The sequence below is a fragment of the Klebsiella sp. GB_Kp047 genome (assembly GCF_040065235.1).
Classification (GTDB): domain Bacteria; phylum Pseudomonadota; class Gammaproteobacteria; order Enterobacterales; family Enterobacteriaceae; genus Klebsiella; species Klebsiella quasipneumoniae.
Genome location: NZ_JBEAJG010000033.1, coordinates 1 through 24,243, shown reverse-complemented (window position 1 = coordinate 24,243; position 24,243 = coordinate 1). Strand labels below are relative to the sequence as shown.

At 58.4% G+C, this 24,243-nt stretch carries 23 protein-coding genes; 5 read left to right on the top strand and 18 right to left on the bottom strand.

Annotated elements, in window-relative coordinates; translation table 11 throughout:
- A complete protein-coding gene (gene yjjX, locus ABLV76_RS14525) occupies positions 1–516 on the top strand; it encodes an inosine/xanthosine triphosphatase (protein WP_004204215.1) in 516 nt (171 codons plus the stop codon).
- On the opposite strand, the gene trpR is transcribed toward yjjX, so the two are convergent.
- On the bottom strand, positions 503–832 hold the full coding sequence (gene trpR / locus ABLV76_RS14520) for a trp operon repressor (RefSeq protein WP_004204213.1): 330 nt from the start codon (positions 830–832) through the stop codon (positions 503–505). The genes yjjX and trpR overlap by 14 nt on opposite strands.
- 88 nt (positions 833–920) lie before the next feature.
- Positions 921–2,858, bottom strand: coding sequence for a murein transglycosylase (gene sltY / locus ABLV76_RS14515; RefSeq protein ID WP_053810947.1), 1,938 nt, complete (start codon positions 2,856–2,858; stop codon positions 921–923).
- A 228-nt stretch (positions 2,859–3,086) separates the two neighbouring features.
- Between sltY and ettA the strand changes: the two genes are divergently transcribed.
- The gene (ettA, locus tag ABLV76_RS14510) at positions 3,087–4,754 is read left to right on the top strand and encodes an energy-dependent translational throttle protein EttA (protein WP_004204211.1); all 1,668 of its coding nucleotides are present in this window, start codon (positions 3,087–3,089) and stop codon (positions 4,752–4,754) included.
- 175 nt (positions 4,755–4,929) lie between these two features.
- Here the strand turns inward: ettA and nadR are convergent, their stop codons facing one another.
- Genes nadR through serB form a run of 3 tightly spaced genes read right to left on the bottom strand, consistent with a single transcriptional unit; the run spans position 4,930 to position 8,547 of the window.
- Positions 4,930–6,162, bottom strand: a complete 1,233-nt coding sequence (nadR, locus tag ABLV76_RS14505) for a multifunctional transcriptional regulator/nicotinamide-nucleotide adenylyltransferase/ribosylnicotinamide kinase NadR (RefSeq protein WP_004886547.1) — start codon at positions 6,160–6,162, stop codon at positions 4,930–4,932.
- Positions 6,163–6,183: 21 nt separating this feature from the next.
- Positions 6,184–7,566, bottom strand: a complete 1,383-nt coding sequence (radA, locus tag ABLV76_RS14500) for a DNA repair protein RadA (protein ID WP_002887800.1) — start codon at positions 7,564–7,566, stop codon at positions 6,184–6,186.
- Between the two features lie 9 nt (positions 7,567–7,575).
- Positions 7,576–8,547, bottom strand: a complete 972-nt coding sequence (serB, locus tag ABLV76_RS14495; protein ID WP_004886545.1) for a phosphoserine phosphatase — start codon at positions 8,545–8,547, stop codon at positions 7,576–7,578.
- A 104-nt stretch (positions 8,548–8,651) separates the two neighbouring features.
- On the opposite strand from serB, the gene ABLV76_RS14490 reads away from it, so the two are divergent.
- Both ABLV76_RS14490 and lplA read left to right on the top strand, forming a co-directional pair.
- Positions 8,652–9,299, top strand: a complete 648-nt coding sequence (locus ABLV76_RS14490; RefSeq protein ID WP_009309166.1) for a YtjB family periplasmic protein — start codon at positions 8,652–8,654, stop codon at positions 9,297–9,299.
- Positions 9,299–10,315, top strand: coding sequence for a lipoate--protein ligase LplA (gene lplA / locus ABLV76_RS14485; protein ID WP_130946581.1), 1,017 nt, complete (start codon positions 9,299–9,301; stop codon positions 10,313–10,315). The genes ABLV76_RS14490 and lplA overlap by 1 nt, the downstream gene beginning before the upstream one ends.
- Before the next feature lie 89 nt (positions 10,316–10,404).
- Here the strand turns inward: lplA and deoD are convergent, their stop codons facing one another.
- The 13 genes from deoD to ABLV76_RS14420 all read right to left on the bottom strand — a co-directional run bounded on the left by deoD (position 10,405) and on the right by ABLV76_RS14420 (position 22,887).
- Positions 10,405–11,124, bottom strand: a complete 720-nt coding sequence (gene deoD, locus ABLV76_RS14480; protein WP_004886539.1) for a purine-nucleoside phosphorylase — start codon at positions 11,122–11,124, stop codon at positions 10,405–10,407.
- A gap of 103 nt (positions 11,125–11,227) precedes the next feature.
- Positions 11,228–12,451: a phosphopentomutase gene (deoB, locus tag ABLV76_RS14475; RefSeq protein ID WP_053810786.1), complete on the bottom strand. Its 1,224-nt coding sequence runs from the start codon at positions 12,449–12,451 to the stop codon at positions 11,228–11,230.
- Between the two features lie 52 nt (positions 12,452–12,503).
- A complete protein-coding gene (gene deoA, locus ABLV76_RS14470) occupies positions 12,504–13,826 on the bottom strand; it encodes a thymidine phosphorylase (protein ID WP_032431297.1) in 1,323 nt (440 codons plus the stop codon).
- A 109-nt stretch (positions 13,827–13,935) separates the two neighbouring features.
- Entirely contained in the window at positions 13,936–14,715 is a 780-nt protein-coding gene (gene deoC / locus ABLV76_RS14465; RefSeq protein ID WP_004886530.1) for a deoxyribose-phosphate aldolase, read from the bottom strand.
- A 415-nt stretch (positions 14,716–15,130) separates the two neighbouring features.
- Positions 15,131–16,408, bottom strand: a complete 1,278-nt coding sequence (locus tag ABLV76_RS14460) for a NupC/NupG family nucleoside CNT transporter (RefSeq protein WP_017901232.1) — start codon at positions 16,406–16,408, stop codon at positions 15,131–15,133.
- Positions 16,409–16,537: 129 nt separating this feature from the next.
- On the bottom strand, positions 16,538–17,332 hold the full coding sequence (locus ABLV76_RS14455) for a metal-dependent hydrolase (RefSeq protein WP_043522297.1): 795 nt from the start codon (positions 17,330–17,332) through the stop codon (positions 16,538–16,540).
- Positions 17,329–18,402, bottom strand: a complete 1,074-nt coding sequence (locus ABLV76_RS14450) for a patatin family protein (RefSeq protein ID WP_004886521.1) — start codon at positions 18,400–18,402, stop codon at positions 17,329–17,331. Before ABLV76_RS14450 ends, ABLV76_RS14455 begins: the two co-directional genes overlap by 4 nt.
- Before the next feature lie 153 nt (positions 18,403–18,555).
- The gene (locus tag ABLV76_RS14445; RefSeq protein WP_002887716.1) at positions 18,556–18,717 is read right to left on the bottom strand and encodes a DUF1328 family protein; all 162 of its coding nucleotides are present in this window, start codon (positions 18,715–18,717) and stop codon (positions 18,556–18,558) included.
- Positions 18,718–18,846: 129 nt separating this feature from the next.
- On the bottom strand, positions 18,847–19,467 hold the full coding sequence (gene osmY / locus ABLV76_RS14440) for a molecular chaperone OsmY (RefSeq protein WP_043522300.1): 621 nt from the start codon (positions 19,465–19,467) through the stop codon (positions 18,847–18,849).
- Between the two features lie 219 nt (positions 19,468–19,686).
- On the bottom strand, positions 19,687–21,276 hold the full coding sequence (prfC, locus tag ABLV76_RS14435; protein WP_004886513.1) for a peptide chain release factor 3: 1,590 nt from the start codon (positions 21,274–21,276) through the stop codon (positions 19,687–19,689).
- Positions 21,277–21,366: 90 nt separating this feature from the next.
- Complete coding sequence (gene yjjG, locus ABLV76_RS14430) at positions 21,367–22,044, bottom strand: pyrimidine 5'-nucleotidase (RefSeq protein ID WP_004886511.1); 678 nt, start codon at positions 22,042–22,044, stop codon at positions 21,367–21,369.
- A gap of 14 nt (positions 22,045–22,058) precedes the next feature.
- Positions 22,059–22,505: a ribosomal protein S18-alanine N-acetyltransferase gene (gene rimI / locus ABLV76_RS14425; protein ID WP_004886508.1), complete on the bottom strand. Its 447-nt coding sequence runs from the start codon at positions 22,503–22,505 to the stop codon at positions 22,059–22,061.
- Positions 22,474–22,887 carry a DNA polymerase III subunit psi gene (locus tag ABLV76_RS14420; protein WP_004886506.1) on the bottom strand — a complete coding sequence of 138 codons (414 nt, stop codon included), beginning with the start codon at positions 22,885–22,887 and terminating at the stop codon, positions 22,474–22,476. The genes rimI and ABLV76_RS14420 overlap by 32 nt, the downstream gene beginning before the upstream one ends.
- Before the next feature lie 102 nt (positions 22,888–22,989).
- On the opposite strand from ABLV76_RS14420, the gene rsmC reads away from it, so the two are divergent.
- A complete protein-coding gene (gene rsmC / locus ABLV76_RS14415; RefSeq protein WP_032455519.1) occupies positions 22,990–24,018 on the top strand; it encodes a 16S rRNA (guanine(1207)-N(2))-methyltransferase RsmC in 1,029 nt (342 codons plus the stop codon).
- Positions 24,019–24,243: the final 225 nt, after the last annotated feature.

Genomic DNA, 24,243 nt, shown 5'->3' with positions numbered 1-24,243 from the left:
ATGCACCATGTTGTCTCAGCGACCACTAATCCCGCCAAAATTCAGGCAATTCTGCAGGCTTTTGACGAGATTTTCGGCGAAGGATCCTGCCACATTGAGTCCGTCTCCGTCGAGAGCGGCGTGCCGGAACAGCCCTTCGGCAGCGAGGAAACGCGCGCTGGCGCACGAAATCGCGTCGCCAATGCGCGCCTTGCCCAGCCCCATGCCGATTTCTGGGTCGCCATCGAAGCCGGAATTGACGATGACAGTACCTTTAGCTGGGTGGTCATCGAAAGCGCCAGCCAGCGCGGAGAAGCGCGCTCAGCCACGCTGCCGTTGCCTGACGTTATTCTTGAGCAGGTTCGCGCTGGCGAAGCCCTCGGGCCGGTCATGTCGCAGTATACCGGCATCGATCAGATTGGTCGTAAAGAGGGAGCGATTGGGGTTTTCACCGGCGGCAAATTAACCCGCAGCAGCGTTTACCATCAGGCGGTCGTGCTGGCGTTAAGCCCGTTCCACAACGCTATTTATCGCTAGCCAATAGCGTCTGCTCCAGCCACTGGCGCAGCTCAACCGGCGCCGACTTCAGGCTGTTGGACCCGCGGGTAATGGTCGCAATGCCGGCACCGAGCTCATTTTTCAGCTCGCGCTGGCTCATCTCACCGCGCAGCAGCTCTTCGATAATGCGCACCCGAGTCCCCAGCGCTTCACGCTCATCAGGGGTCAGCATGAGCTGCAGCAACGGTAGATGCAGATCCTGCGCATAGGCCTGCTGTAGCAGCGCCACAAAGCGCAGCCACTCCTGATGACGTTGTTCGGCAACGGCCGCGGAATAGGGAGATTGTTGGGTCATATCGCGCCACCATATTGAGACGGGCAGCTTACGCTGCCCGTCGAATGTACTCTTCAACGAGTACAAAGCATAACATACTTCCCGGCGATCAGTAACGCTGCCGCCACTCCGCATCGCTGAAGAGCTTATCCTGCTGACCCATAAAGTAGCGATAGTAGGCGTCATAGGAGAGGACATTCTTCACGTAGCCGCGTGTTTCCGAGAACGGAATACTCTCGACAAACGCCACGGCGTCGATCCGTCCGGCGCTGTTCCCCTGCCAGGTGCGTACCCGACCCGGCCCGGCGTTATAGGCCGCCGAGGCGTAGATGCGGTTATTACCGAACTGCTGGTAAACGTACTGCAGATAGCTGGTGCCGATGTTGATGTTGGTTTCCGGATCCAACAGCTGCGACGGGCCGCTGTAGCCGGGAATGCTGAACATGCTGACGGTATGCGTCGCGGTGCCCGGCATAATCTGCATCAGCCCGCTGGCGCCGACCGGCGAGCGCACTTTCGGGTTCCAGGCGCTCTCCTGGCGGGCAATCGCCATCGCGTAGCTCTGCGGAATATCTTTACCGCTGATATAGCGGGCAAACAGATCGTTATAGGCCAGCGGGAAGCGCTCCTCCAGCTGATCCCACAGTTTGCCGGCGATCGTCGCCTGTACGCTCAGATCCCACCAGTGTTGATCAAAAGCGTAACGCGCCAGCTGCGCCTGCTGGGATTTACTACGGCTGGTGACCAGGTTCGCCCATTCAGTGCGCGCGGTGTTATCCATATTCCAGTACATCAGCTCGCGCACCCGGGCCATCTCCGGACCGGAGGCCAGCGCCGGATCGAGCGTGCCAATCGCTTTATCAATGCGGAGGGTATACTCCTCGCCGAGACGCTGCGCAGCGACCATCGGGTAGAAACCCCGCTGCTGCATCAACGACCGGAGGATCGCCTGCGCCTCCTCGTCCCTGCCGCGCTCCAGCAACAGATCCGCCTGCCAGTAGCGCCATTCGTCTTTCTCTTTCGCCTCCATCGGCAGGCGCGCCAGCCAGGTATTCAGACCATGGCGATCGCCCGTCCCCAGCGCCATCCGTACCCGCCGCTCCACCAGCGGCGTGGACTGCGAGCGCATAATCGCATCGTCGCGCCAGATGGCCTGCTCTTCGGTCACATCGTTCCCCATCAGGCGCCAGGCGACAATATCGCGTAGCTCCTGGGTCTGATCCTCATTGAGCTGCTGGGCCTGCACCAGCGAAGGGATCATCAAACGGGCATTTTCCACATCCTGACGGGCGACGCTGGCGAAAGCGACGGCGGCCATCTGGCGGGTAAAGTCCGTCGCCCCGGTGGTGCGGGCAAAGGTCAGAACGCTGTTAGGATCGTTAGCCAGGGCGACCACGGCGCTGGCGATGCTCTGGTAGTTGGCAGGCATCTGCTGGGCCAGCGATTTCACCAACCCAATATTGCCGGCCTTCATCGCCAGGCGGATCCGTTCGAGATAGGCCAGCGGATCCTGTTGGCCGGAGTCGCGCCAGGCGCTGAACAGCGGTTCACAGGCGCCGGGCTGGTTCTTGCCCGTCAGCCAGAGCGCTTTCGCTCCGCTCCAGGCCTCCTGCGACTGACCCACGCTCAGTTTGGCGTAGTAGTAGTTGCACTGCGCCTCGGTGCTGGTCGGCTTATCGGGGCTAAACGCCAGCAAGCCGCGCCAGTCGCTGCGCCGGGCCAGTTCATTCACGAAACGCGAACGTAATGAACGCGCCGGGGGCAGCGTCGGGTTGGCGTCAATAAAGTTTTTCACCACCAGCGCCGGCTGGTTCATCAGATCGTCGGTAATCTGCCGGTACTGCAAATAGGGATACAGGGGATAGGTGCTTAACGTGGGCATCAGCTGGTCAACCACATCCATCTGCCGGTTATCCCACGCCTGCTTAATTTGTGCGTAGCGGCTGCGCTGTTCATCCAGTGAATCCGCATGCGCCAGCTGACTCAACGCCAACAGACCAACGCTGGCAGCCAAAAGATGCCACGCCATTTTTTTGGCTTTTTCCACAAGCTCTTCCTCTTTCAGGTGCATTTTCGCAGCATCGTGCCGCTTAAAAGCCCCTGCCGGTTCGGCAGGCGGCTTTACTTATGCTAATCAGACAACGCTAAACGCGCCATGTCCTGAACATTTTTTTACGCTTCTGTGAATCCTGTCGCCTCGCTGGGATTAGCGCGCGAAAAAGGCTACACTTCGGCTTTGAACTATCTATCAAAATAGAAAGAGGCGAAGTCCAACGTGGCTCAATTCGTTTATACCATGCATCGTGTCGGCAAAGTGGTTCCGCCGAAACGTCATATTTTGAAAAATATCTCCCTCAGCTTTTTCCCTGGCGCGAAAATCGGTGTGCTCGGTCTGAACGGCGCCGGTAAATCTACCCTGCTGCGCATCATGGCCGGTATCGACACCGAGATCGAAGGTGAAGCGCGTCCGCAGCCCGGCATTAAAATTGGCTACCTGCCGCAGGAGCCGCAGCTCAACCCGGAGCACACCGTGCGCGAGTCCGTGGAAGAAGCGGTCGCCGAAGTGGTTAACGCGCTGAAGGGTCTGGACGAAGTCTATGCCAAATACGCCGAGCCGGATGCGGACTTCGATAAGCTTGCCGCACAGCAAGGCAAGTTCGAAGAGATTATCCAGGCGCACGACGGCCACAACCTGAACGTGCAGCTGGAGCGCGCGGCCGACGCCCTGCGCCTGCCGGACTGGGATGCGAAAATCGCTAATCTTTCCGGTGGTGAACGCCGCCGCGTCGCGCTGTGCCGCCTGCTGCTGGAAAAACCGGATATGCTGCTGCTCGACGAACCGACTAACCACCTCGACGCCGAGTCCGTCGCCTGGCTGGAACGCTTCCTGCACGACTTCGAAGGCACCGTGGTGGCGATTACCCACGACCGTTACTTCCTCGATAACGTCGCCGGCTGGATCCTCGAACTTGACCGCGGCGAAGGTATTCCGTGGGAAGGCAACTACTCCTCCTGGCTGGAGCAGAAAGATCAGCGTCTGGCGCAGGAAGCTTCTCAGGAAGCCGCACGCCGCAAATCCATCGAGAAAGAGCTCGAGTGGGTACGCCAGGGCGCGAAAGGCCGTCAGTCTAAGGGCAAAGCCCGTCTGGCGCGCTTTGAAGAGCTTAACAACGTTGAATACCAGAAACGTAACGAGACCAACGAACTGTTCATTCCGCCAGGCCCGCGTCTGGGCGATAAAGTTCTGGAAGTCAGCCATCTGCGCAAATCCTACGGCGACCGCGTGCTGATCGACGATCTGAGCTTCTCGGTACCGAAAGGCGCTATCGTCGGCATCATCGGTCCGAACGGCGCGGGTAAATCCACCCTCTTCCGCATGATGTCTGGCCAGGAACAGCCAGATTCCGGCACCATCACCCTGGGTGAAACCGTTAAGCTGGCTTCCGTCGATCAGTTCCGCGACGCGATGGACAACAGCAAAACCGTGTGGGAAGAAGTGTCCGGCGGCCTGGATATCATGAAGATCGGCAACACCGAAATGCCGAGCCGCGCCTACGTGGGCCGCTTTAACTTCAAAGGCGTCGACCAGGGTAAACGCGTTGGCGAGCTGTCCGGCGGTGAACGCGGTCGTCTGCACCTGGCGAAGCTGCTGCAGGTCGGCGGTAACGTCCTGCTGCTCGATGAACCGACCAACGACCTGGATATCGAAACCCTGCGCGCGCTGGAAAACGCCCTGCTGGAGTTCCCGGGCTGCGCGATGGTTATCTCGCACGACCGCTGGTTCCTTGACCGTATTGCCACCCACATTCTGGATTACCAGGATGAAGGTAAGGTGGAGTTCTTCGAAGGTAACTTTACCGAGTACGAAGAGTACAAGAAACGCACTCTCGGCGCCGACGCGCTGGAGCCCAAGCGAATCAAGTACAAACGTATCTCAAAATAAAATGCAAAAAGGCAACGCAAGTTGCCTTTTTTAATGTTTGCTCCCTCTCCCACTGGGAGAGGGCCGGGGTGAGGGCAAGGTAAAAGTAAAAAGGCAACGCAAGTTGCCTTTTTTAGGGTTTGCTCCCTCTCCCACCGGGAGAGGGCCGGGGTGAGGGCATCAGCCCGCAGAGGACCTACCCCTGCTCCCCCATCAGCTGCTTCACCAGCTCGACGCAGCGCAGGAAGCGCGTATCATAGTCCGACTCCTTAACATGGACGAACTCGATCTCATTCTCTTTCAGCAGCGACACCAGCAGCGACTGAAACTCTTTACGATCCACCGAACTCCCAAGACTGCGTAACCCATCAGCCACCCACGGGGTGTTGTTCTCCAGCAGGATCACCAGGTCAAAGCGGTATTCATCAATCAGCGCCTGCACGAACGGGTGCTCACGCCCCTCGTACTTCAGACAGAACGCCTGAGTACTGACGAAGTCGGTATCGATAAATGCCACCTTGTTGGCATATTTCACTGCGAAATCAATATACTGGGCATGCCCGAGGGCAATTTTATCGTAATCAGAATACTGGAGCGCCATCTCATCGCCGCCGAGATGCGAAAAGACATAATCCCGGCCATATTCCCAGGCGCTGGTAGTATTGAAGATATTGGCGAGCTTATTGACCAGCGTTGATTTACCGCTCGACTCGCCGCCGAGGATCGCCACCGTCCGCACAAAGAACGGTTTCACTTCCGTCGGAATATATTCCCAGTAGCGGAACGGGTTCTCGCGGATCTGGCCGCCGCTAATATTCATAAAGGTCCGCTTAGGATCGATAAGCACCGTCTCGATCCCCAGATGCTCAAGGTACTGCGGCGCATCGGCCTCTTCCGAGGTATAGATCCGGTTCGGCTCGATCCCTTTTTCGCTCATAAAAGCGCGGATCCCATGACTCCACACATCCCAGCCGTGCGGATAGGGCTCCATCCCCTCTTCATTGAACGCATGGATGCGAATATTCTTCTGATATTTAAAGGTCTGTAGCAGCCAGCGCAGGCGGTCAGGCACCGTTGGCTGCTGCGACATGGCGCTCTCTTCAAACAGCTCGCGGTCGCGAGTATCGTCGTAGCCCATGATGATATGCAGCTCATCGACCTGGCTACAGGCGCGTTGAATCAAATAGATGTGCCCGGTATGCAGCGGGTAAAATTTACCAAACACCACGCCGACGCTTTTCTGTCGGCGGGGAAACTCCAGCCCGAGGAAGCGATGCAGCGCTTCAAGCTTCTGCGCGCTCGGGCTTTTGATTTTGGCGTTCAACAGCTGGCTGAGATACCCCTTGGTCATCCCGCTGGCTTCCGCCACCTGCTGCAGGGTACAGCCTTTCTGCTTTATGGCGCTTTTTAAATAGTCAAATGACGACATCGCTAATCTCCTTTTAACTTATTATAAGTCGTCAAAAACGCTTAGCGCGTCTGAAAGCTTTTTCACACCAAAGATTTGCATGCCTTCCGGCACTTTTTTCGGCACATTGGCCGCCGGGACGATGGCGCGGCGGAAGCCATGCTTCGCCGCTTCGGAGATACGCTCCTGACCGCTCGGCACCGGGCGAATTTCGCCGGCCAGCCCCACTTCGCCAAAGACCACCAGATCCTGCGGCAGCGGGCGATCGCGCAGGCTGGAGACCATCGCCAGCAGCAGCGCCAGATCGGCGCTGGTTTCCGTGACCTTCACCCCGCCGACCACGTTGACGAAGACATCCTGATCGGCCATCTGCAGGCCGCCGTGGCGATGCAGCACCGCCAGCAGGATCGCCAGACGGTTCTGTTCCAGCCCCACCGCCACGCGGCGCGGGTTGGACATCATCGAGTGATCCACCAGCGCCTGGATCTCCACCAGCAGCGGGCGGGTCCCTTCCCAGACCACCATCACCGAGCTGCCGGAGGTGATTTCATCTCCCCGGCTGAGGAAGATAGCGGACGGGTTGCTCACTTCGCGCAGCCCCTGCTCGGTCATGGCGAAAACGCCCAGCTCATTCACCGCGCCAAAGCGGTTTTTGTGGCTGCGCAGAGTGCGGAAGCGGGAGTCGGCATCGCCGTCCAGCAGCACCGAGCAGTCAATACAATGCTCCAGCACCTTCGGGCCGGCCAGCGAACCGTCTTTGGTGACGTGGCCGACCATAACGATCGCCACGCCGCGAGTTTTGGCAAAGCGCGTCAGGTAGGCCGCCGTTTCACGTACCTGGGCGACGCTGCCCGGCGACGACTGAACGTCGGCCATATGCATCACCTGGATTGAGTCGATCACCATCAGCTGCGGTTTTTCTTCATCGGCAATCTGACAGATCTGCTCAATGCTGGTTTCCGAGAGCATGTTCAGGTTCGCCGTCGGCAGCCCAAGGCGATGGGCGCGCATCGCCACCTGCTGTAGGGACTCCTCCCCGGTGACGTACAGCGTTTTCATCCCTTCCGCCAGCTTGCACAAAGTCTGCAGCAGCAGGGTCGATTTCCCCGCGCCGGGGTTGCCGCCAATCAGGATCGCGCTGCCCGGCACCACGCCGCCGCCGAGTACGCGATCGAACTCTTTAAACCCGGTGGAGAAACGCGGCAGCGCTTCCAGGCTGATGTCTGACAGCTTCTGCACCTTCGAGACGCCGGCGTTACCGGCGTAGCCTGACAAACGCTCGTTTCTCGCCACCTGCGGCGACGCGGCGATGCGCATCTCGGTGATGGTATTCCAGGCATGGCAGGCGCTGCATTGCCCCTGCCACCGCGGATAATCCGCACCACATTCATTACAGACAAATGCGCGTTTTGGAGCTTTCGCCACGTTTACCTCTTACTTTTGGTTCATGCTGCCCGAGAGAATACAGAATACCCCCATCAGGTCAGCGTGGCGGATAGTCACTTCCGCCTGTTCATTCACTTTAGGCTTCGCATGATACGCGATGCCAAGCCCGGCAGCTTTAATCATCGGCAGGTCGTTGGCGCCATCGCCGATGGCCACGGTCTGCGCCGTTGGGATCTCATACTTTTCCGCCAGCTTGCGCAGCGTATTGGCTTTGTATTTGGCATCGACGATATCGCCGAGTACGTTGCCGGTAAGCTTACCGTCGCGGATCTCCAGTTCGTTGGCGAACACCGCGTCGAGATGCAGTTTGTCGCGCAGATACTCCGCAAAGAAGGTAAAGCCGCCGGAGGCGATCGCCACCTTCCAGCCCAGCGTTTCCAGCTTGAGCACCAGCTGCGCCAGGCCCGGCATCAGCGGTAGCGCGTCGCGAACCTGCAGCAGAATGTTGGCATCGGCGTCTTTTAGCGTCGCCACGCGCTGGCGCAGGCTGGCGGTGAAGTCCAGCTCGCCACGCATCGCCCGCTCGGTCACTTCCGACACCAGCTCGCCGGTGCCGGCCAGTTTCGCGATCTCATCGATGCATTCAATTTGGATCGCCGTGGAGTCCATATCCATCACCAGCAGCCCTGGGGTGCGCAGATGGGGGATTTTACCCAATGGCGCGACGTCCAGCCCCGCCTCATGCGCCAGTCGCGTCGCTCGCGGGGTAAGCGAGCCCGCCAGGCGGATCACCTGGTAATCCTCGACCACCCAGGAGGCGACGATCACTAACGCGGCGCCCAGCTCGCGCTGCCACGCCGTCAGACGGCGTTTATCCAGCCCACGTCCGTACAGCAGCCAACCGCTGCGCCCGGCGTGATAATCCAGCGGCATGACCTCGTCACCGCTCAGGGAAAGCGGCAACCCAGGCCACAGGGAAACGTCTTCAGGCAGGTCGCACCAGGTCAAACTGTTAGGCATTACGGCTCCACATCTCTTCATTCAGGCGAGGAAAATAACGCATGAGGCTACCTTGTAACCAGCGCTTCTGGCAACATTAAGCTGCAAATTTTCAAAGGTGGAATATGGTTCGCGCAAAACTGAAATTCCGGCTGCATCGTGCGGTCATTGTCCTTATCTGTCTCGCCCTGCTCGTCGCGCTGATGCAGGGCGCCTCGTGGTTCAGTCAGAACAGTCAGAAACAACGCAATCCGCAGATGGAAGAGCTGGCCCGCACGCTGGCGCAGCAGGTGGTGCTGAATCTCGCGCCGCTAATGCGCAGCGAGACGCCGGACGAGAAGCGCATCCATCAGCTGTTGACGCAGCTCACCCACAACAGCCGCGTACTTGACGCCGGGGTATATGACGAACAGGGCGACCTGGTGGCGCGCTCTGGCGAAAGCGTCGAGGTTCGCGACCGGCTGGCGCTGGATGGTAAGAAAGCCGGCGGCTACTTCAACCAGCAGATTGTCGAACCGGTGCCGGGAAAAAATGGCCCGCTGGGCTATCTGCGTCTGACCCTCGATACCCATACTCTGGCGACCGAGGCGAAGCAGGTGGATAATACCACCAATATCTTACGCCTGATGCTGTTGCTGTCCCTGGCCATCGGCGTGGTACTGACCCGCACGCTGCTGCAGGGCAAACGCACCCGCTGGCAGCAATCGCCCTTCCTGCTCACCGCCAACAAGCCGGTTGAGGATGAAGACGATGAAAAGAAAGGAAATCTATAATGTCCACACTGCGCCTCCTGCTTTCTGACTCTTACGACCCGTGGTTCAACCTGGCGGTCGAGGAGTGCATTTTCCGCCAGATGCCCGCCACCCAGCGGGTGCTGTTCCTGTGGCGCAATGCCGATACCGTGGTCATCGGCCGCGCGCAGAACCCGTGGAAGGAGTGTAATACCCGCCGAATGGAAGAAGATCATGTGCGGCTGGCCCGTCGCAGCAGCGGCGGCGGCGCGGTGTTCCACGACCTCGGCAATACCTGCTTTACCTTTATGGCTGGCAAACCGGAGTACGACAAAACCGTCTCCACCGCTATTGTGCTGGCGGCGCTCAATTCACTCGGCGTAACCGCCGACGCCTCCGGGCGCAACGATCTGGTGGTCAAAACCGACAGCGGCGACCGCAAAGTCTCCGGCTCCGCCTATCGTGAAACCATGGACCGCGGTTTTCACCACGGCACCCTGCTGCTCAACGCCGATTTAAGCCGTCTCGCCAACTACCTCAACCCGGACCAGAAAAAGCTGCAGGCTAAAGGCATTACCTCGGTGCGCGGGCGAGTGGCGAATCTGGTTGAGCTACTGCCGGGCATTACCCATCAGCAAGTTTGCGAGGCGATCCAGGAGGCGTTCTTCAGCCATTACGGCGAACGGGTAGACGCCGAGGTGATCTCCCCGGACAACACGCCGGACCTGCCGAACTTTGCCGACACTTTCGCTCGCCAGAGCAGCTGGGAATGGAACTTCGGCCAGGCGCCCGCCTTTTCCCACCTGCTGGACGAGCGCTTCCCCTGGGGCGGCGTCGAGCTGCATTTTGACGTTGAGAAAGGCCATATCACCCGCGCGCAGGCCTTTACCGATAGCCTGAATCCGGCGCCGCTGGAGGCGCTGGCGGCACGCTTAGTCGGCTGTCAGTATCGGGCTGAGGTTTTGCAGCAGCAGTGTGAGGCGCTGGTCGGCGATTTCCCGGAGCAAGAAGCGGAACTGAAAGAACTGTCGGCATGGATTGCCGGCGCGGTGCGCTGATAAAAAAAGCCGGATGGCGGTTACGCCTTATCCGGCCTACAGATTTGACTCAAGCCCGGTAAACAAAGCGCTACCGGGCTATACCACGCTTACTCCTGGTCGCCCAGCAGTACCGATTCCAGCGCGATTTTAATCATGTCGTTGAACGTGGTCTGACGCTCCGCGGCAGTGGTCTGCTCGTGGGTACGAATATGGTCAGACACGGTGCAGATGGTCAGCGCTTTCGCCCCGAACTCCGCCGCCACGCCGTAGATACCCGCCGCTTCCATTTCCACGCCCAGGATGCCGTATTTTTCCATCACGTCGAACATGGACGGGTCCGGGGTATAGAACAGGTCTGCGGAGAAGATGTTGCCGACGCGCGCGTCAACGCCCAACGCTTTCGCCGCGTCTACCGCGTTACGCACCATGCCGAAATCGGCAATCGCCGCGAAGTCATGGTCTTTAAAACGCAGACGGTTCACTTTGGAGTCGGTGCAAGCGCCCATGCCGATCACCACGTCGCGCAGTTTGACGTCTTCGCGCACTGCGCCGCAGGAGCCAACGCGGATGATTTTCTTAACGCCGAAATCGGTGATCAGCTCTTTGGTGTAGATAGAGCAGGACGGGATACCCATCCCGTGGCCCATTACGGAGATTTTGCGGCCTTTATAGGTGCCGGTGAAGCCCAGCATGCCGCGCACGTTATTCACTTCACGCACGTCTTCGAGGAAGGTTTCGGCAATGTGCTTGGCGCGCAGCGGGTCGCCCGGCATCAAAACTACGTCAGCGAAATCGCCCATTTCTGCGTTAATGTGAGGAGTTGCCATCTTCAGTTCCTTTTATATTGTTGTTTTTGCCGGGTGGCGGCTACGCCTTACCCGGCCTACAAAATAGTAGGCCCGGATCGCTGTGCGCCACCGGGCAATGACCTCAGAACATGGCTTTGCCATATTCCATGTCAGACGTACCAAAGTATTTCGCGATAGTCTGGCCGATGTCCGCGAAGGTTTCACGGTGACCGAGCGAACCTGGTTTCACTTTCGGGCCGTACACCAGCACCGGAATATGCTCGCGGGTGTGGTCGGTACCGGTCCAGGTCGGGTCGCAGCCGTGGTCGGCGGTGAGGATCAGAATGTCGTCTTCCCCTACCAGCTCCATCAGCTCCGGCAGACGACGGTCGAACAGTTCCAGACCCGCCGCGTAGCCGGCGACATCGCGACGGTGGCCCCAGGAGGAGTCAAAGTCGACGAAGTTGGTGAAGACGATAGTCTCGTCGCCAGCTTCCTTCATCTCTTTAATGGTTGCGTCGAACAGCGCGTCCAGCCCGGTGGCTTTCACTTTTTTGGTGATGCCGCAGTTGGCGTAGATATCCGCTATCTTACCGACAGACACCACGTGGCCGTTCTTCTCGTCAACCAGCTTCTGCAGCACGGTCGGCGCCGGCGGTTCGACCGCCAGATCGTGACGGTTGCCAGTACGCTGGAAGTTACCGGCTTTATCGCCGATAAACGGACGGGCGATGACGCGGCCAATGTTGTAGCCGCCTTCGGTCAGCTCTTCACGAGCGATTTCGCACAGCTCATACAGTTTGTCGAGGCCAAAGGTCTCTTCATGACAGGCGATCTGGAATACGGAGTCAGCGGAGGTATAGAAAATCGGTTTCCCGGTTTTCATATGCTCTTCGCCGAGCTGATCGAGGATCACCGTCCCCGAAGAGTGGCAATTGCCGAGGTAGCCCGGCAGGTTGGCGCGTTTCACCAGCTTATCCAGCAGCTCCTGCGGGAAGCTGTTTTCGTGATCGCTGAAGTAGCCCCAGTCAAACAGTACCGGCACGCCAGCGATTTCCCAGTGGCCGGACGGCGTATCTTTACCAGAAGAGAGTTCATGCGCCCAGGCATAGGCGCCAATCACTTCGGCATTGCCATCCATTCCGGCGGCAATTTTACCGGTGGAGCCTTCATGCGCTTTCACCAGCCCCAGACGGGTCAGGTTCGGTAAATTCAGCGGGCCTTTGCGGCCGTGGTCAGCTTCGCCTTTGGCGCAGGCTTCCGCAATGTGACCCAGCGTATCGGCGCCGATGTCGCCAAAGCGGTCTGCGTCTTCCGTTGCGCCAATCCCAAAGGAGTCCAGCACCATGATAAATGCACGTTTCATCTTGTTCTCCATACATCTTGCGCTGCAAAAAAGCGATCAGATCAGTATATCGCTATTCAGTGATACGGCGATAGACTGTCGGTGTAATTTCCGGAGCTTTATCGTCCAGTTTAATGGCCGCTTTGACCGCTTTCGCGGCCTCCTGCCAGCTGTTCTCGTCTTTGGCATGGATCACCGCCAGCGGACGCTGTCCGTCCACGCGGTCACCCAGACGCGCCATCTCGGTAAAGCCAACGCTATAGTCAATGGTGTCTGATGCCTGACGGCGGCCGCCACCCATAGAAACCACTGCCATGCCCAGCGCGCGAGTGTCCATCGCGCTGATAAAACCTTCGGTATCAGCATAGACTGCTTTGCTCAGCATCGCCGTCGGCAGATAATGATCATAATTCTCGACAAAGTCGCTCGGTCCTTTCTGCGCCGCGACCATGCGACCAAAGACTTCCGCCGCTTTACCGTTATCCAGCACCGCCTGCAGCTTCGCGCGCGCATCGGTATCGTCCGCCGCCAGCTTGCCGGAAATTAGCATCTCCACACACAGCGCCATCGTCACGTCGAACAGGCGCGGGTTGCGGTATTCGCCGGTCAGGAACTGAACCGCTTCGCGAACTTCAACGGCGTTCCCGGCGCTGGAGGCCAGCACCTGGTTCATATCGGTCAGCAGCGCGGTGGTGCGCACGCCGGCGCCGTTGGCGACCCCAACGATCGCTTCCGCCAGCGCGGCGGAAAGCTCATAAGTCGGCATAAACGCGCCGCTGCCGACTTTAACGTCCATCACCAGCGCATCCAGCCCTTCCGCCAGCTTTTTGGCAAGGATCGAGGCGGTGATCAGCGGGATGGAGTCCACCGTCGCGGTAATATCGCGGGTGGCATAGAAACGTTTGTCCGCCGGAGCGAGGGAGCTGGTCTGCCCGATAATCGCCACGCCGACATCTTTAATAATCTCGCGGAAGCGGTTGTCGTCCGGGAAGATATCGAAGCCCGGGATCGCTTCCAGTTTATCCAGGGTACCGCCGGTATGGCCGAGGCCGCGGCCGGAAATCATCGGCACATAGCCGCCGCAGGCGGCCACCATCGGCCCCAGCATCAGCGAAGTGACATCCCCGACGCCGCCGGTGGAGTGTTTATCGACGATCGGGCCGTTAAGGTTGAGGCTTTTCCAGTCCAGAACGGTACCGGAATCCCGCATCGCCATGGTCAGCGAAACGCGCTCCGGCATAGACATATCATGGAAGAAGATGGTCATCGCCAGCGCGGCGATCTGCCCTTCTGAGATAGTATTGTCGCGGATGCCGTTGATGAAAAAGCGGATCTCTTCATCGCTTAATGCCTGACCATCACGTTTTTTACGAATAATTTCTTGTGCGAGAAACACGGTAACCCCCATGAGGAATCGGGTGAATGGTGGCGGGTGGCGCTACGCTTACCCGCCCTACGATCCTGTAGGCCGGATAAGTGAAGCCTCATCCGGCAATGTCTGACAATCAGTAGCTGCTGGCGCTCTTGCCGTCGCCGTGACCCAGGGCTTTCAACAGGCTGGCCAGCAGGCTGGAGGCGCCAAAGCGGTAGTGACGGGCATCGGCCCAGTCGGCGCCAAACAGCTCATCGGCGATCGCCAGGAACTGCTGCGCATCTTCCGCGCTGCGCACACCGCCCGCCGGTTTGAAGCCAACGGTTTTCTCAACGCCCATATCACGAATGACTTCCATCATGATACGCGCGCTTTCCGGCGTGGCATTCACCGGCACTTTACCGGTCGAGGTTTTGATGAAATCGGCCCCGGCTTTGATAGAGATTTCAGACGCTTTACGGATCAGCGCTTCTTCTTTCAGCTCACCGGTTTCGATGATCACTTTCAGCAGCACGTTGGCCGCCGCGCAGGCCTCTTTACAGGCTTTCACCAGCTCGAAGCCGACCTGTTCGTTACCGGCAATCAGCGCGCGGTACGGGAAAACCACGTCCACTTCATCAGCACCGTAAGCGATCGCCGCGCGGGTTTCCGCCAGCGCAATGTCGATGTCGTCATTACCGTGCGGGAAGTTGGTGACCGTGGCGATGCGGATATCCGGCGTTCCCTGCTCGTTCAGCGTTTTACGGGCAATCGGGATGAAGCGCGGATAGATACAGACCGCCGCGGTGTTACCCACCGGGGTTTTCGCCTGATGACACAGGGCAATCACCTTCTCATTGGTGTCGTCGTCGTTCAGGGTGGTCAGGTCCATCAGTTTTAACGCGCGCAGGCTGCTTGCTTTTAAATCAGTCATTTCATACTCCGCCGGCGCAGTGCCGGTTCAATAGTTTGTTCACCTTGCGAGTCTGTTACTATTGTAACATTCACTCGCCGTTACACTTCGACATTCATCACAGTTAATGAAAACTACTTACTAATTTGCATTACTGTAATGTGATTTTAATCACGAAACATCAGTGCATACCGCGACAATTATCATCATGTCCCTCTTAAGCATAATCAAAACTCTGCAACCAATGGGGATGTGACAATTCTAACACATAATAACAGCGTCACTCGACAACGTGGCGCACATTTTGTCCGCACTGCCGGTAATAAAATGATTATCATTTGAAATGTAAATGGTTTTTCTGAAAACCAGAAATGATGGAATTTTCACAAACTCAATAAAACCAGCGACGCGACGGCCGCTGGTTCAGGTAACAGGTTTAGAGGGCGAGGAAAACCCCGGCGATGGTGGCGCTCATCAGGTTAGACAGCGTCCCCGCCGCCACCGCACGCAGCCCAAGCTGGGCGATATCCTGACGCCGGTTGGGTGCCATCCCCCCGAGGCCGCCAATCAGGATGGCGATCGATGACAGATTGGCGAATCCGCATAGCGCGAAAGAGATAATGGCTTTGGTGTGATCTGAAATGACCTGCAGCCCGGCCGCCGCCACCTCAGCGTCCGCCTTCAGATACTCGCCAAAGTTCATATAGGCCACGAACTCGTTAATGATCAGCTTCTGGCCGATAAACGACCCCGCTACCGTCGCTTCGTGCCACGGCACGCCGATCACCCACGCCAGCGGTGAGAAGACCCAGCCGAGGATCATCTGCAGCGACAGCTCCGGATGGTTAAACCAGCCGCCGACGCCGGACAGAATGCCGTTCAGCAGAGCGATCAGCGCAATAAACGCCAGCAGCATTGCGCCGACGTTGAGCGCCAGCTGCATACCAGACGCGGCGCCGGAGGCGGCGGCGTCCAGCACGTTGGCCGGTTTATCCGCATCCGCGCTCTGGCGGTCATGAGCTGGGTTATCGTCCGGTTTCTCCGTTTCCGGTACGATAATTTTGGCAAACAGCAGTCCACCCGGCGCCGCCATAAACGACGCGGCAATCAGGTACTCCAGCGGAACGCCCATCTGCGCATAGCCCGCCAGCACGGAACCCGCCACCGAGGCCAGGCCGCCGCACATGACCGCAAACAGCTCCGAGCGGGTCATGGTGGCGATATAAGGACGCACCACCAGCGGCGCTTCGGTCTGACCAACGAAGATGTTCGCCGTGGCCGACAGCGACTCGGTACGCGAGGTCTTCAGAACCGCCCGCAGCGCGCCGCCGAGAATGCGAATGACCAGCTGCATAATGCCCAGGTAGTAAAGCACGGCAATCAGCGACGAGAAGAAAACGATCACCGGCAGCACGCGCAGGGCAAAGACGAAGCCGCCGCCGCCAAATACCTCGAACATTTTATCGGAAACCAGCCCGCCGAAGATGAAACTAATCCCTTCATTGCCGTAGGCAATAACGCTGGCGACGCCGTTCGACATCGCTAACAGCGCCGAGCGCCCGGCCGGTACATACAATATTAACGCGCCGATACCCACCTGGATTATCCAGGCGCCGAGCACGGTACGCAGGTTAATGGCTTTTCGATTATTGGAGAGCAGCACAGCAATGGCCAACAGCGCCACCATGCCGATAAGTCCCATGAGGATTTGCATACAGATTCCCTGTGTTTTGATAGTCCAGCACTAACGGCGTGATTATATCGGCCCGAAACTATCCTGCCCGCCTGGCTTCACACATTTTAAGCAAATCAATGATATGGATGGACAATTATGAGAATTCGATCACCATACAGTGGCTGAGGGTAAGGAAAACAAGGCGAGTGTGTTGCGCATTATCCCTTCGGCTATAGCTGCCGGAGGCTCAGGGCGCAGTTCGCACAGGGCCTCAAATACCCGCGCAGCTTGCTCCGGGCGATTGGGCAGTCCCTGAAAGCCATTGAGCGGCATATCCGGGGCATCGGTCTCCAGCAGCAGGGCTGAAAGCGGCAGACGCGCCATCACCTCGCGGGTTTTGCTGGCGCGGGGATAGGTAATGGTGCCGCCAACGCCGATCTTATAGCCAAGCTGCACAAAGCGCTCGGCCTGCTGCAGACTGCCGGCGAAGCCATGTACCACCCCGGTACGCGGCAGGGCATGTTTTTTCAGCAGCATCGCCAGCTTATCGTGGGTGCGTCGGGAGTGGAGAATCACCGGCAGATCGTAACGCTTCGCCAGACGCAGCTGCGCTTCCAGCAGCGCCTGCTGACGATCGAACTGCGGCTCGTCGCGATAGAGATCGAGACCAATCTCCCCCACCGCCACCAGTTTTGGCGGGCGCTGCGCCAGCGACGCCTCCAGTTGCGCCAGCCCCTCATCGGTATGCTGCTCAATGACAATCGGATGCAGGCCCAGCGAGGCATACAGCGCCTCGTGCTGCGCCGCCAGCGCCAGCACGCGGCTAAAACGCTCAGCGGAGATGGCCGGAACGATAATTCGCCCGACGCCGGCCTGCGCCGCACGCGCCAGGCTGGCGACCTCATCTTCCGCGAAGGGGGGAAAATCGAAGTGGCAGTGGGTATCGATAAAACGGTGCGTCACGCCAGATCCTCATGATTAAAGCTTGCGTCATTGGCCTGCGGCGCAGCGATGATGGTCGCCTGCGGCGCTTCATTGGCCACCGGCACCGGCGGCACCACCACCGGCGAGGGCCGGGCAACACGCGGCGCGTGGCGCAACAGCGGCGGCCGGTCGGCCAGCAGTTTACCCACGGTGGCCAGGAAATAACGGCCGCACTGGCGTCCGGTTTTGTAGTCCTCCAGCAGCGCCGGCAGTCGGCTGCCAAGCGCCATGCTGCGCAGCGGCCGCTGGGGATAGATTTCGAAGATCCGCAGCTTACCGGGCGGTTTCTCGATGAACTGCTGGATGGCGCGATAGGTGGTTTCGTGGTGATGCACCAGATTGACCAGCGGCTGCAGGCTGCTCTCCCCCAGCCAGCGCTCCATCCGCTTAAACCACTCCGGGGTATAAAACATCTGCGAGGGGACGGTGCGGATCACCACGATGGTCTGAGCGCCGCGGCGGGCCGCCTCCTGAACCGGGATCGCATCGCTGACGCCGCCGTCAAGGTAGCTGACGCCGTCAAGCAATACGCCGCTGCGATAAAATCCAGGGATGGCGCTGGAGGCGCGGATCAGATCCAGCCAGGTTTGCGGCGTTGGTGAAAAATAGCTGGCGGAGTAATCGTCGCCGCGACAGGCGCACATCCACAGCTCTTTTCCCTGCGCGAACTGCGTTTCAGCATAGTTCATGGCCAGCGGCATCTGCTGCGAGGTGGCCTCGACCAGCCAGTCGAGATCGATAAGGTTGCCGCCGCGCACAAAGCGCATCGGATCGAAAAACTGGCGTGAGGTGGTGTAGCGGGTGATGACTTTGCGGGCATAGCCTTGCTGATTACACATGTAGGCGGAGAGGTTTTGCGCCCCCGCGGAAGTCCCCAGCATCAGGTCAAAGGGGTTAAATCCGGCGCGCATGAATTCGTCCAGAACCCCGGCGGTGAAAATCCCTCGCTGTCCCCCGCCTTCACACACCAGCGCCAGCTTGCCTGGTCGGAAGGGTTTAACCGCCAGCGGGGCGATATTGCCCAGCGTGACGGGAATGCGTTGCCCCACCCTGATTTCCTGTTCGATTGGTCTTCTCCTGACAAGGTAACGCAATTTGCCCGCCGCTTAAACCGCGAAAGCCAGTCCGCAGGACTGGCTTTGTGTAAGACGACGTGTCAGTAAAAATGCTCAGGCTTCAGCATCGCCCGCATCGCGGGCCACCTAAGGACGTCTGCGTCCAGTAAACAGGCTCACCAGGAACAGGATAATCCCGACGACAAAGACGATTTTCGCGGCGCCAGCGGCAGTACCCGCCAGACCACCGAAGCCCAGGGCCGCAGCAATTAATGCAATGACCAGAAAAATAATTCCCCATCGAAACATACTTTTCTCCTTACCATAATGGACGGTGAACAGCGGTTTGCGCACCCTTTCTGTCTAGCTCATCGCTCAGTGGATGCTGCTATTCGTTCGGCAACCTTGGCCAGACAACACTTTTGTTAATAACTCGATTTACTTCACGCTAAGATCGTTGCGGACGCTTTTCACACCGGAGACCGCTTTCGCAATCTCTGCGGCGCGCTCAGCCTGCGCAGCGGAAGTCACCGTACCGGTCAGATGCACGGCGCCGGCGTTAGTTTCTACTTTCACATTGCGCGAAGGGACAATGTCATCCGCCAGCAGCTTGGCTTTCACTTCGCTGGTAATAGCGGTATCCCCGGCATAGCCTTTCAGCGTCGCCGTCTCGCTCGACGATTTGTGCTGCACCGTCAGTTTGTCGTTAACCTGAGAGACGCCTTCGACCGCTTTTGCCACGCTCAGCGCCTGACTTTTCTGTTCAGCACTGGTGACGTCGCCGCTGAGGGTGACCACTTTGTTTTCCGTTTTCACCGAAATATCGCCGGAGTTAATATCCTTATGGTCGATCAGCGCCGCCTTTACCCGCGCGGTAATGGTGCTGTCGTCCATAAAATCGCCGACTTTATTAATCGAATTGTCTACCGCCTCTCCCGCATTGCTGGCAGCTGACTTCGCACTGTCTACCGTTGTTTTTTCCGTCTCTGCCGAGGCGTTCAACGCGGCTAAGCCTAAGAAGAGCGCCAGCAACATATTGGCATTCTTTAGTCTGGTCATCGTGATGTCCTCGTTTTTTCACCAGCGCTGGCGTCTTATCGCAGTGAATTACGCCAGCATTTTTAAAAACACGAATTAAATATAGTAGACAGGCGAAGGGGTTGCGGAGGATATGGATAAAAAACAGACGAATTAGCGGCGTTTTAAGAACTTTCCAGAAGGAAGGAAGCGCGGGCAGAAGAAGAAAAAAGCGCGGCCTGCGCCGCGCTTCGTCAGGGATTAGTGCTCGCGCGTTTTGCGGAACACCACGTCAGGATAACGCTCCTGCGTCAGGTTCAGGTTGACCATCGTCGGAGCGATGTAAGTCAGGTTATCGCCGCCATCCAGTGCCAGCTGAACTTCGTTTTTGCGCTTGAACTCTTCGAATTTCTTCACGTCAGTGGATTCAACCCAGCGCGCGGTGGCCACGTTGACCGATTCGTAAATCGCTTCCACGTTGTATTCGCTTTTCAGGCGCGCCACGACGACGTCAAACTGCAGCACCCCCACGGCGCCGACGATCAGATCGTTATTGGCGATCGGACGGAAGACCTGCACCGCGCCCTCTTCAGAGAGCTGAACCAGCCCTTTCAGCAGCTGTTTCTGCTTCAGCGGATCCTTCAGGCGAATACGACGGAACAGTTCCGGTGCGAAGTTCGGAATACCGGTGAACTTCATCATCTCGCCCTGGGTGAAGGTATCGCCAATCTGAATGGTGCCGTGGTTATGCAGGCCGATAATATCCCCAGGATAGGCTTCCTCGACGTGTGAACGGTCGCCGGCCATAAAGGTCAGCGCGTCGGAGATCACCACGTCTTTACCGATGCGCACCTGACGCAGCTTCATGCCTTTCTCATATTTACCGGACACCACGCGCATGAAAGCCACGCGGTCGCGGTGTTTCGGGTCCATATTGGCCTGAATTTTAAACACGAAGCCAGTGAACTTCTCTTCCGTGGCGTTGACTTCACGGGTGTCGGTGTTACGCGGCATCGGCGCCGGCGCCCACTCCACCAGGCCATCCAGCATATGGTCAACGCCGAAGTTACCTAATGCGGTCCCGAAGAACACTGGGGTGATTTCCCCGGCCAGGAACAGATCTTTATCGAACTCGTTCGACGCGCCCTGCACCAGCTCCAGCTCGTCACGCAGCTGCTGCGCGAGATCTTCCCCCACCGCCGCGTCAAGATCCGGGTTGTTGAGCCCCTTCACGATGCGCACTTCCTGGATGGTATGGCCTTTACCGGTCTGATACAGGTAGGTTTCATCTTTGTAGAGATGATAGACGCCCTTGAACAACTTACCGCAGCCGATAGGCCAGGTAATCGGCGCGCAGCCAATTTTCAGCTCGTTCTCGACTTCATCCAGCAGCTCCATCGGATCGCGGATATCACGGTCGAGTTTGTTCATAAAAGTGAGGATCGGCGTATCGCGCAGACGGGTGACTTCCATCAGCTTACGGGTCCGATCTTCGACGCCTTTTGCCGCGTCAATCACCATCAGGCAGCAGTCCACCGCCGTCAGGGTACGGTAGGTATCTTCGGAGAAGTCTTCGTGCCCCGGGGTATCCAGCAGGTTCACCAGACAGTCATGATACGGGAACTGCATTACCGAGGTGGTGATCGAGATACCACGCTGCTTTTCCATCTCCATCCAGTCGGATTTCGCGTGCTGGCTGGAGCCACGGCCTTTTACGGTACCGGCGGTCTGAATCGCCTGTCCGAACAGCAGCACCTTTTCGGTGATGGTGGTCTTACCGGCATCCGGGTGAGAGATAATGGCAAAAGTGCGGCGTTTGGCCACCTCTTGCAGATAAGGAGACAACGTCATAATTAATCTTCTAAGTAAACGCGGCCATGGGCCACGCATGTGGAATACGAAAAATTGCGGCTATTTTACCCATCAACGGGGGGGAGGCAATCAGTGTTTACACAGGAGCTGCTCCAGTTCGCTTAACGAGGTCACCGTCCAGTCCGGCTCGAGGTCCGCCGGCAGCTCGCGCTGATGCGCATTGAGCCAGCAGGTCGCCAGTCCGGCGTTCACGCCGCCGCGAATATCCGACTCGGCGGTATCGCCGACCATCAGCACCCGCGAGCGCGGTGGGTTACCCGCCTTCGCCAGCGCGTAATCGAAAATGCGCGCGTCCGGTTTAGCGACGCCCACTTCTTCAGAAATAATTAGCAAATCAAAGTGATCGCGTAAACCGGTCCGCTCCAGACGAGTCTGCTGCAGCGAGGTAAAGCCGTTGGTGATGATGCCCATTTTGACCTTGCCCTGCAGCGCGTTGAGCAGAGAGACCGCACCCGGCAGCGGCGCACAGATTTCCGCCATCGCATTCATAAACGCGTCGTTGAGCTCCCCCGGCGGCACATTCAAACGTTGCGCCCAGTTGTCAAAACGCTGGTGCTGCAGCTGCAGCGAGGTGATGGCGCCGTTTTGGTAATCCACCCATAGCGGCTTATTCACGGCCTGATAGTCCTGAAAATCTTCGGCGGTAAAGGTCACGCTGTAGTCGAGAAACATCCGCTGTAAGCCGCTGAAAGAATCAAACGTAAACAGCGTTTCATCGGCATCAAAGAAAATCCAGTCCCATTTCATCGTATCACCTTGTCTTACATACTGATTGGCAGAGCCATAACAATGGCGTCTTCGCGCCCGTCGGCCGTCGGGTAGTAGTTGCGGCGAATCGTCGCTTCATTGAAGCCTAAGCTTTCATACAGCGCGAGGGCGGCAACGTTGGAGGCGCGCACCTCCAGCCATAGCGTGACGACGCCGAGCTTTTCGACTTCATCAATGACATGTTCCAGCAGCGCTCGCCCCAGGCCACGGCGCTGGTAAGCGGGATCGACAGCGATATTGAACAGCGTCGCCTCATCCAGCACCACTTGCGTAATGGCGAAAGCCGCCATTTCGCCATCCACCGACAGCTGATAGTTGCGATAGCGTTCCCCCTGGTTACTGGCCAGGGTCTGTTCGCTCCACGGGAAAGCGTGGGCGCGGGTTTCGATTTGCCAGGCTCGGGTTAAATCAGCCGTGCTGAGGGTAGAAATCGTGTTCATGTGCGCAGATTTGTTGCCAGAGCGCCCTGCGAGCCGGCGCGCTGGTCTGGAGTTCATCAAAAGCGGGGGTGGACACCTGGGCGCCCGCCAGCGGCAGCGACGCCTCTGTGCCCAACCGCCAGCTGTTACAGCGGCTGTCCTGCGGCAGCATCGCCACCCGCTCCGGGGTCAGCTGCAGGACCTGATCTGGCGTTACGGCCAGCGCGCGCAATACGTCGCCAATCAGCGGCTCTGTCAGCGACGGCGGGGTTTCCGCCACCATCACCAAACGAATATGTTCAGGAAGCGAGATAGCGATTTCGCCCTGTAACGCCCCCGGTCGGCGCAGCGACCACTGGGTAATGCCCAGCTGCTGTAGTTGCCAGTCTCGTCGGGATGTCATAGCGAAACACTCCTGTTAAACAAGCGCGCAATATAGCAAATCCGTCGTATCTGCGCCAACAAACTACTATAATCGGCGCCAGTCTTAATGAAGGAGTGTTTCATGTCCGCTTTTACCCCGGCAAGTGAAGTCTTGCTGCGCCACAGTGATGATTTCGAGTCCGCCCGCGTTCTGTTTGCCGGTGACCTGCAGGATGACCTGCCTGCTCGTCTGGATACCGCGGCCAGCCGCGCCCACACCCAGCAGTTCCACCACTGGCAGGTCCTCAGCCGCCAGATGGGTGACACCGTCCGTTTTAGCTTAGTGGCTGAGGCGGCTGACGTCGCCGAGTGCGACACCCTGATCTACTACTGGCCAAAGAACAAACCAGAGGCGCAGTTCCAGCTGATGAACCTGCTCTCTCTGCTGCCGGTGGGAAGCGACATTTTCGTCGTCGGTGAAAACCGCAGCGGCGTCCGCAGCGCGGAGCAGATGCTGGCTGAATACGCGCCATTAAACAAAGTGGATAGCGCTCGCCGCTGTGGCCTCTATCATGGCCGTCTGGAAAAGCAGCCCGCCTTCGACGCCGAAGCTTTCTGGGGCGAATACACACTGGATAATCTGACGATTAAAACCCTACCGGGCGTCTTCAGCCGCGACGGTCTGGACGTCGGCAGCCAGCTGCTGCTCTCCACCCTCGAGCCGCATACCAAAGGGAAAGTGCTGGACGTCGGCTGCGGCGCGGGTGTGCTGGCCGCCGCGCTGGCCAGCCATTCGCCGAAAGTGCGCCTCACCCTGTGCGACGTCAGCGCCCCGGCGGTTGAAGCCAGCCGCGCGACGCTTGCCGCTAACGGCCTGGCTGGCGATGTGTTTGCCAGCAACGTCTTCTCCGAGGTCAATGGTCGCTTCGACATGATCATCTCCAACCCGCCATTCCATGACGGCCTGCAGACCAGCCTCGAAGCCGCCCAGGCGCTGATCCGCGGCGCGGTTCGCCATCTCAACAGCGGCGGCGAGCTGCGCATTGTCGCCAACGCCTTCCTGCCGTATCCGCAGGTGCTGGATGAGACGTTCGGCTTCCATGAGGTGATCGCCCAGACCGGACGTTTTAAGGTCTATCGCACCATCATGACCCGTCAGGCGAAAAAATAATCGTCTTTTCACGCCGGCGGCCCGCTCCTGGTGCCGCTGGCGCTTCCCGCGGGCAAATCCGCCCATTTTTGCAGCAATCGATACAACCTGCATAATTAACTATTGACGTGTCGCCGAAAACCACTAGAATGCGCCTCCGTGGTAACGATACTTTCATAGTGTCGATGGTATGCGAAGGTGGCGGAATTGGTAGACGCGCTAGCTTCAGGTGTTAGTGTCCTTACG

What these genes read in the sequence shown, in the direction of transcription:
- ABLV76_RS14460 (WP_017901232.1), bottom strand. Translation starts at nt 16,408, where the DNA reads ATGCAAATCCTCATGGGACTTATCGGCATGGTGGCGCTGTTGGCCATT.
- nadR (WP_004886547.1), bottom strand. Translation starts at nt 6,162, where the DNA reads ATGTCGTCATTTGACTATTTAAAAAGCGCCATAAAGCAGAAAGGCTGT.
- trpR (WP_004204213.1), bottom strand. Translation starts at nt 832, where the DNA reads ATGACCCAACAATCTCCCTATTCCGCGGCCGTTGCCGAACAACGTCAT.
- yjjX (WP_004204215.1), top strand. Translation starts at nt 1, where the DNA reads ATGCACCATGTTGTCTCAGCGACCACTAATCCCGCCAAAATTCAGGCA.
- deoB (WP_053810786.1), bottom strand. Translation starts at nt 12,451, where the DNA reads ATGAAACGTGCATTTATCATGGTGCTGGACTCCTTTGGGATTGGCGCA.
- ABLV76_RS14445 (WP_002887716.1), bottom strand. Translation starts at nt 18,717, where the DNA reads ATGTTTCGATGGGGAATTATTTTTCTGGTCATTGCATTAATTGCTGCG.
- prfC (WP_004886513.1), bottom strand. Translation starts at nt 21,276, where the DNA reads ATGACGTTGTCTCCTTATCTGCAAGAGGTGGCCAAACGCCGCACTTTT.
- rsmC (WP_032455519.1), top strand. Translation starts at nt 22,990, where the DNA reads ATGTCCGCTTTTACCCCGGCAAGTGAAGTCTTGCTGCGCCACAGTGAT.
- yjjG (WP_004886511.1), bottom strand. Translation starts at nt 22,044, where the DNA reads ATGAAATGGGACTGGATTTTCTTTGATGCCGATGAAACGCTGTTTACG.
- deoD (WP_004886539.1), bottom strand. Translation starts at nt 11,124, where the DNA reads ATGGCAACTCCTCACATTAACGCAGAAATGGGCGATTTCGCTGACGTA.
- deoC (WP_004886530.1), bottom strand. Translation starts at nt 14,715, where the DNA reads ATGACTGATTTAAAAGCAAGCAGCCTGCGCGCGTTAAAACTGATGGAC.
- rimI (WP_004886508.1), bottom strand. Translation starts at nt 22,505, where the DNA reads ATGAACACGATTTCTACCCTCAGCACGGCTGATTTAACCCGAGCCTGG.
- ABLV76_RS14420 (WP_004886506.1), bottom strand. Translation starts at nt 22,887, where the DNA reads ATGACATCCCGACGAGACTGGCAACTACAGCAGCTGGGCATTACCCAG.
- serB (WP_004886545.1), bottom strand. Translation starts at nt 8,547, where the DNA reads ATGCCTAACAGTTTGACCTGGTGCGACCTGCCTGAAGACGTTTCCCTG.
- osmY (WP_043522300.1), bottom strand. Translation starts at nt 19,467, where the DNA reads ATGACCAGACTAAAGAATGCCAATATGTTGCTGGCGCTCTTCTTAGGC.
- ABLV76_RS14490 (WP_009309166.1), top strand. Translation starts at nt 8,652, where the DNA reads ATGGTTCGCGCAAAACTGAAATTCCGGCTGCATCGTGCGGTCATTGTC.
- lplA (WP_130946581.1), top strand. Translation starts at nt 9,299, where the DNA reads ATGTCCACACTGCGCCTCCTGCTTTCTGACTCTTACGACCCGTGGTTC.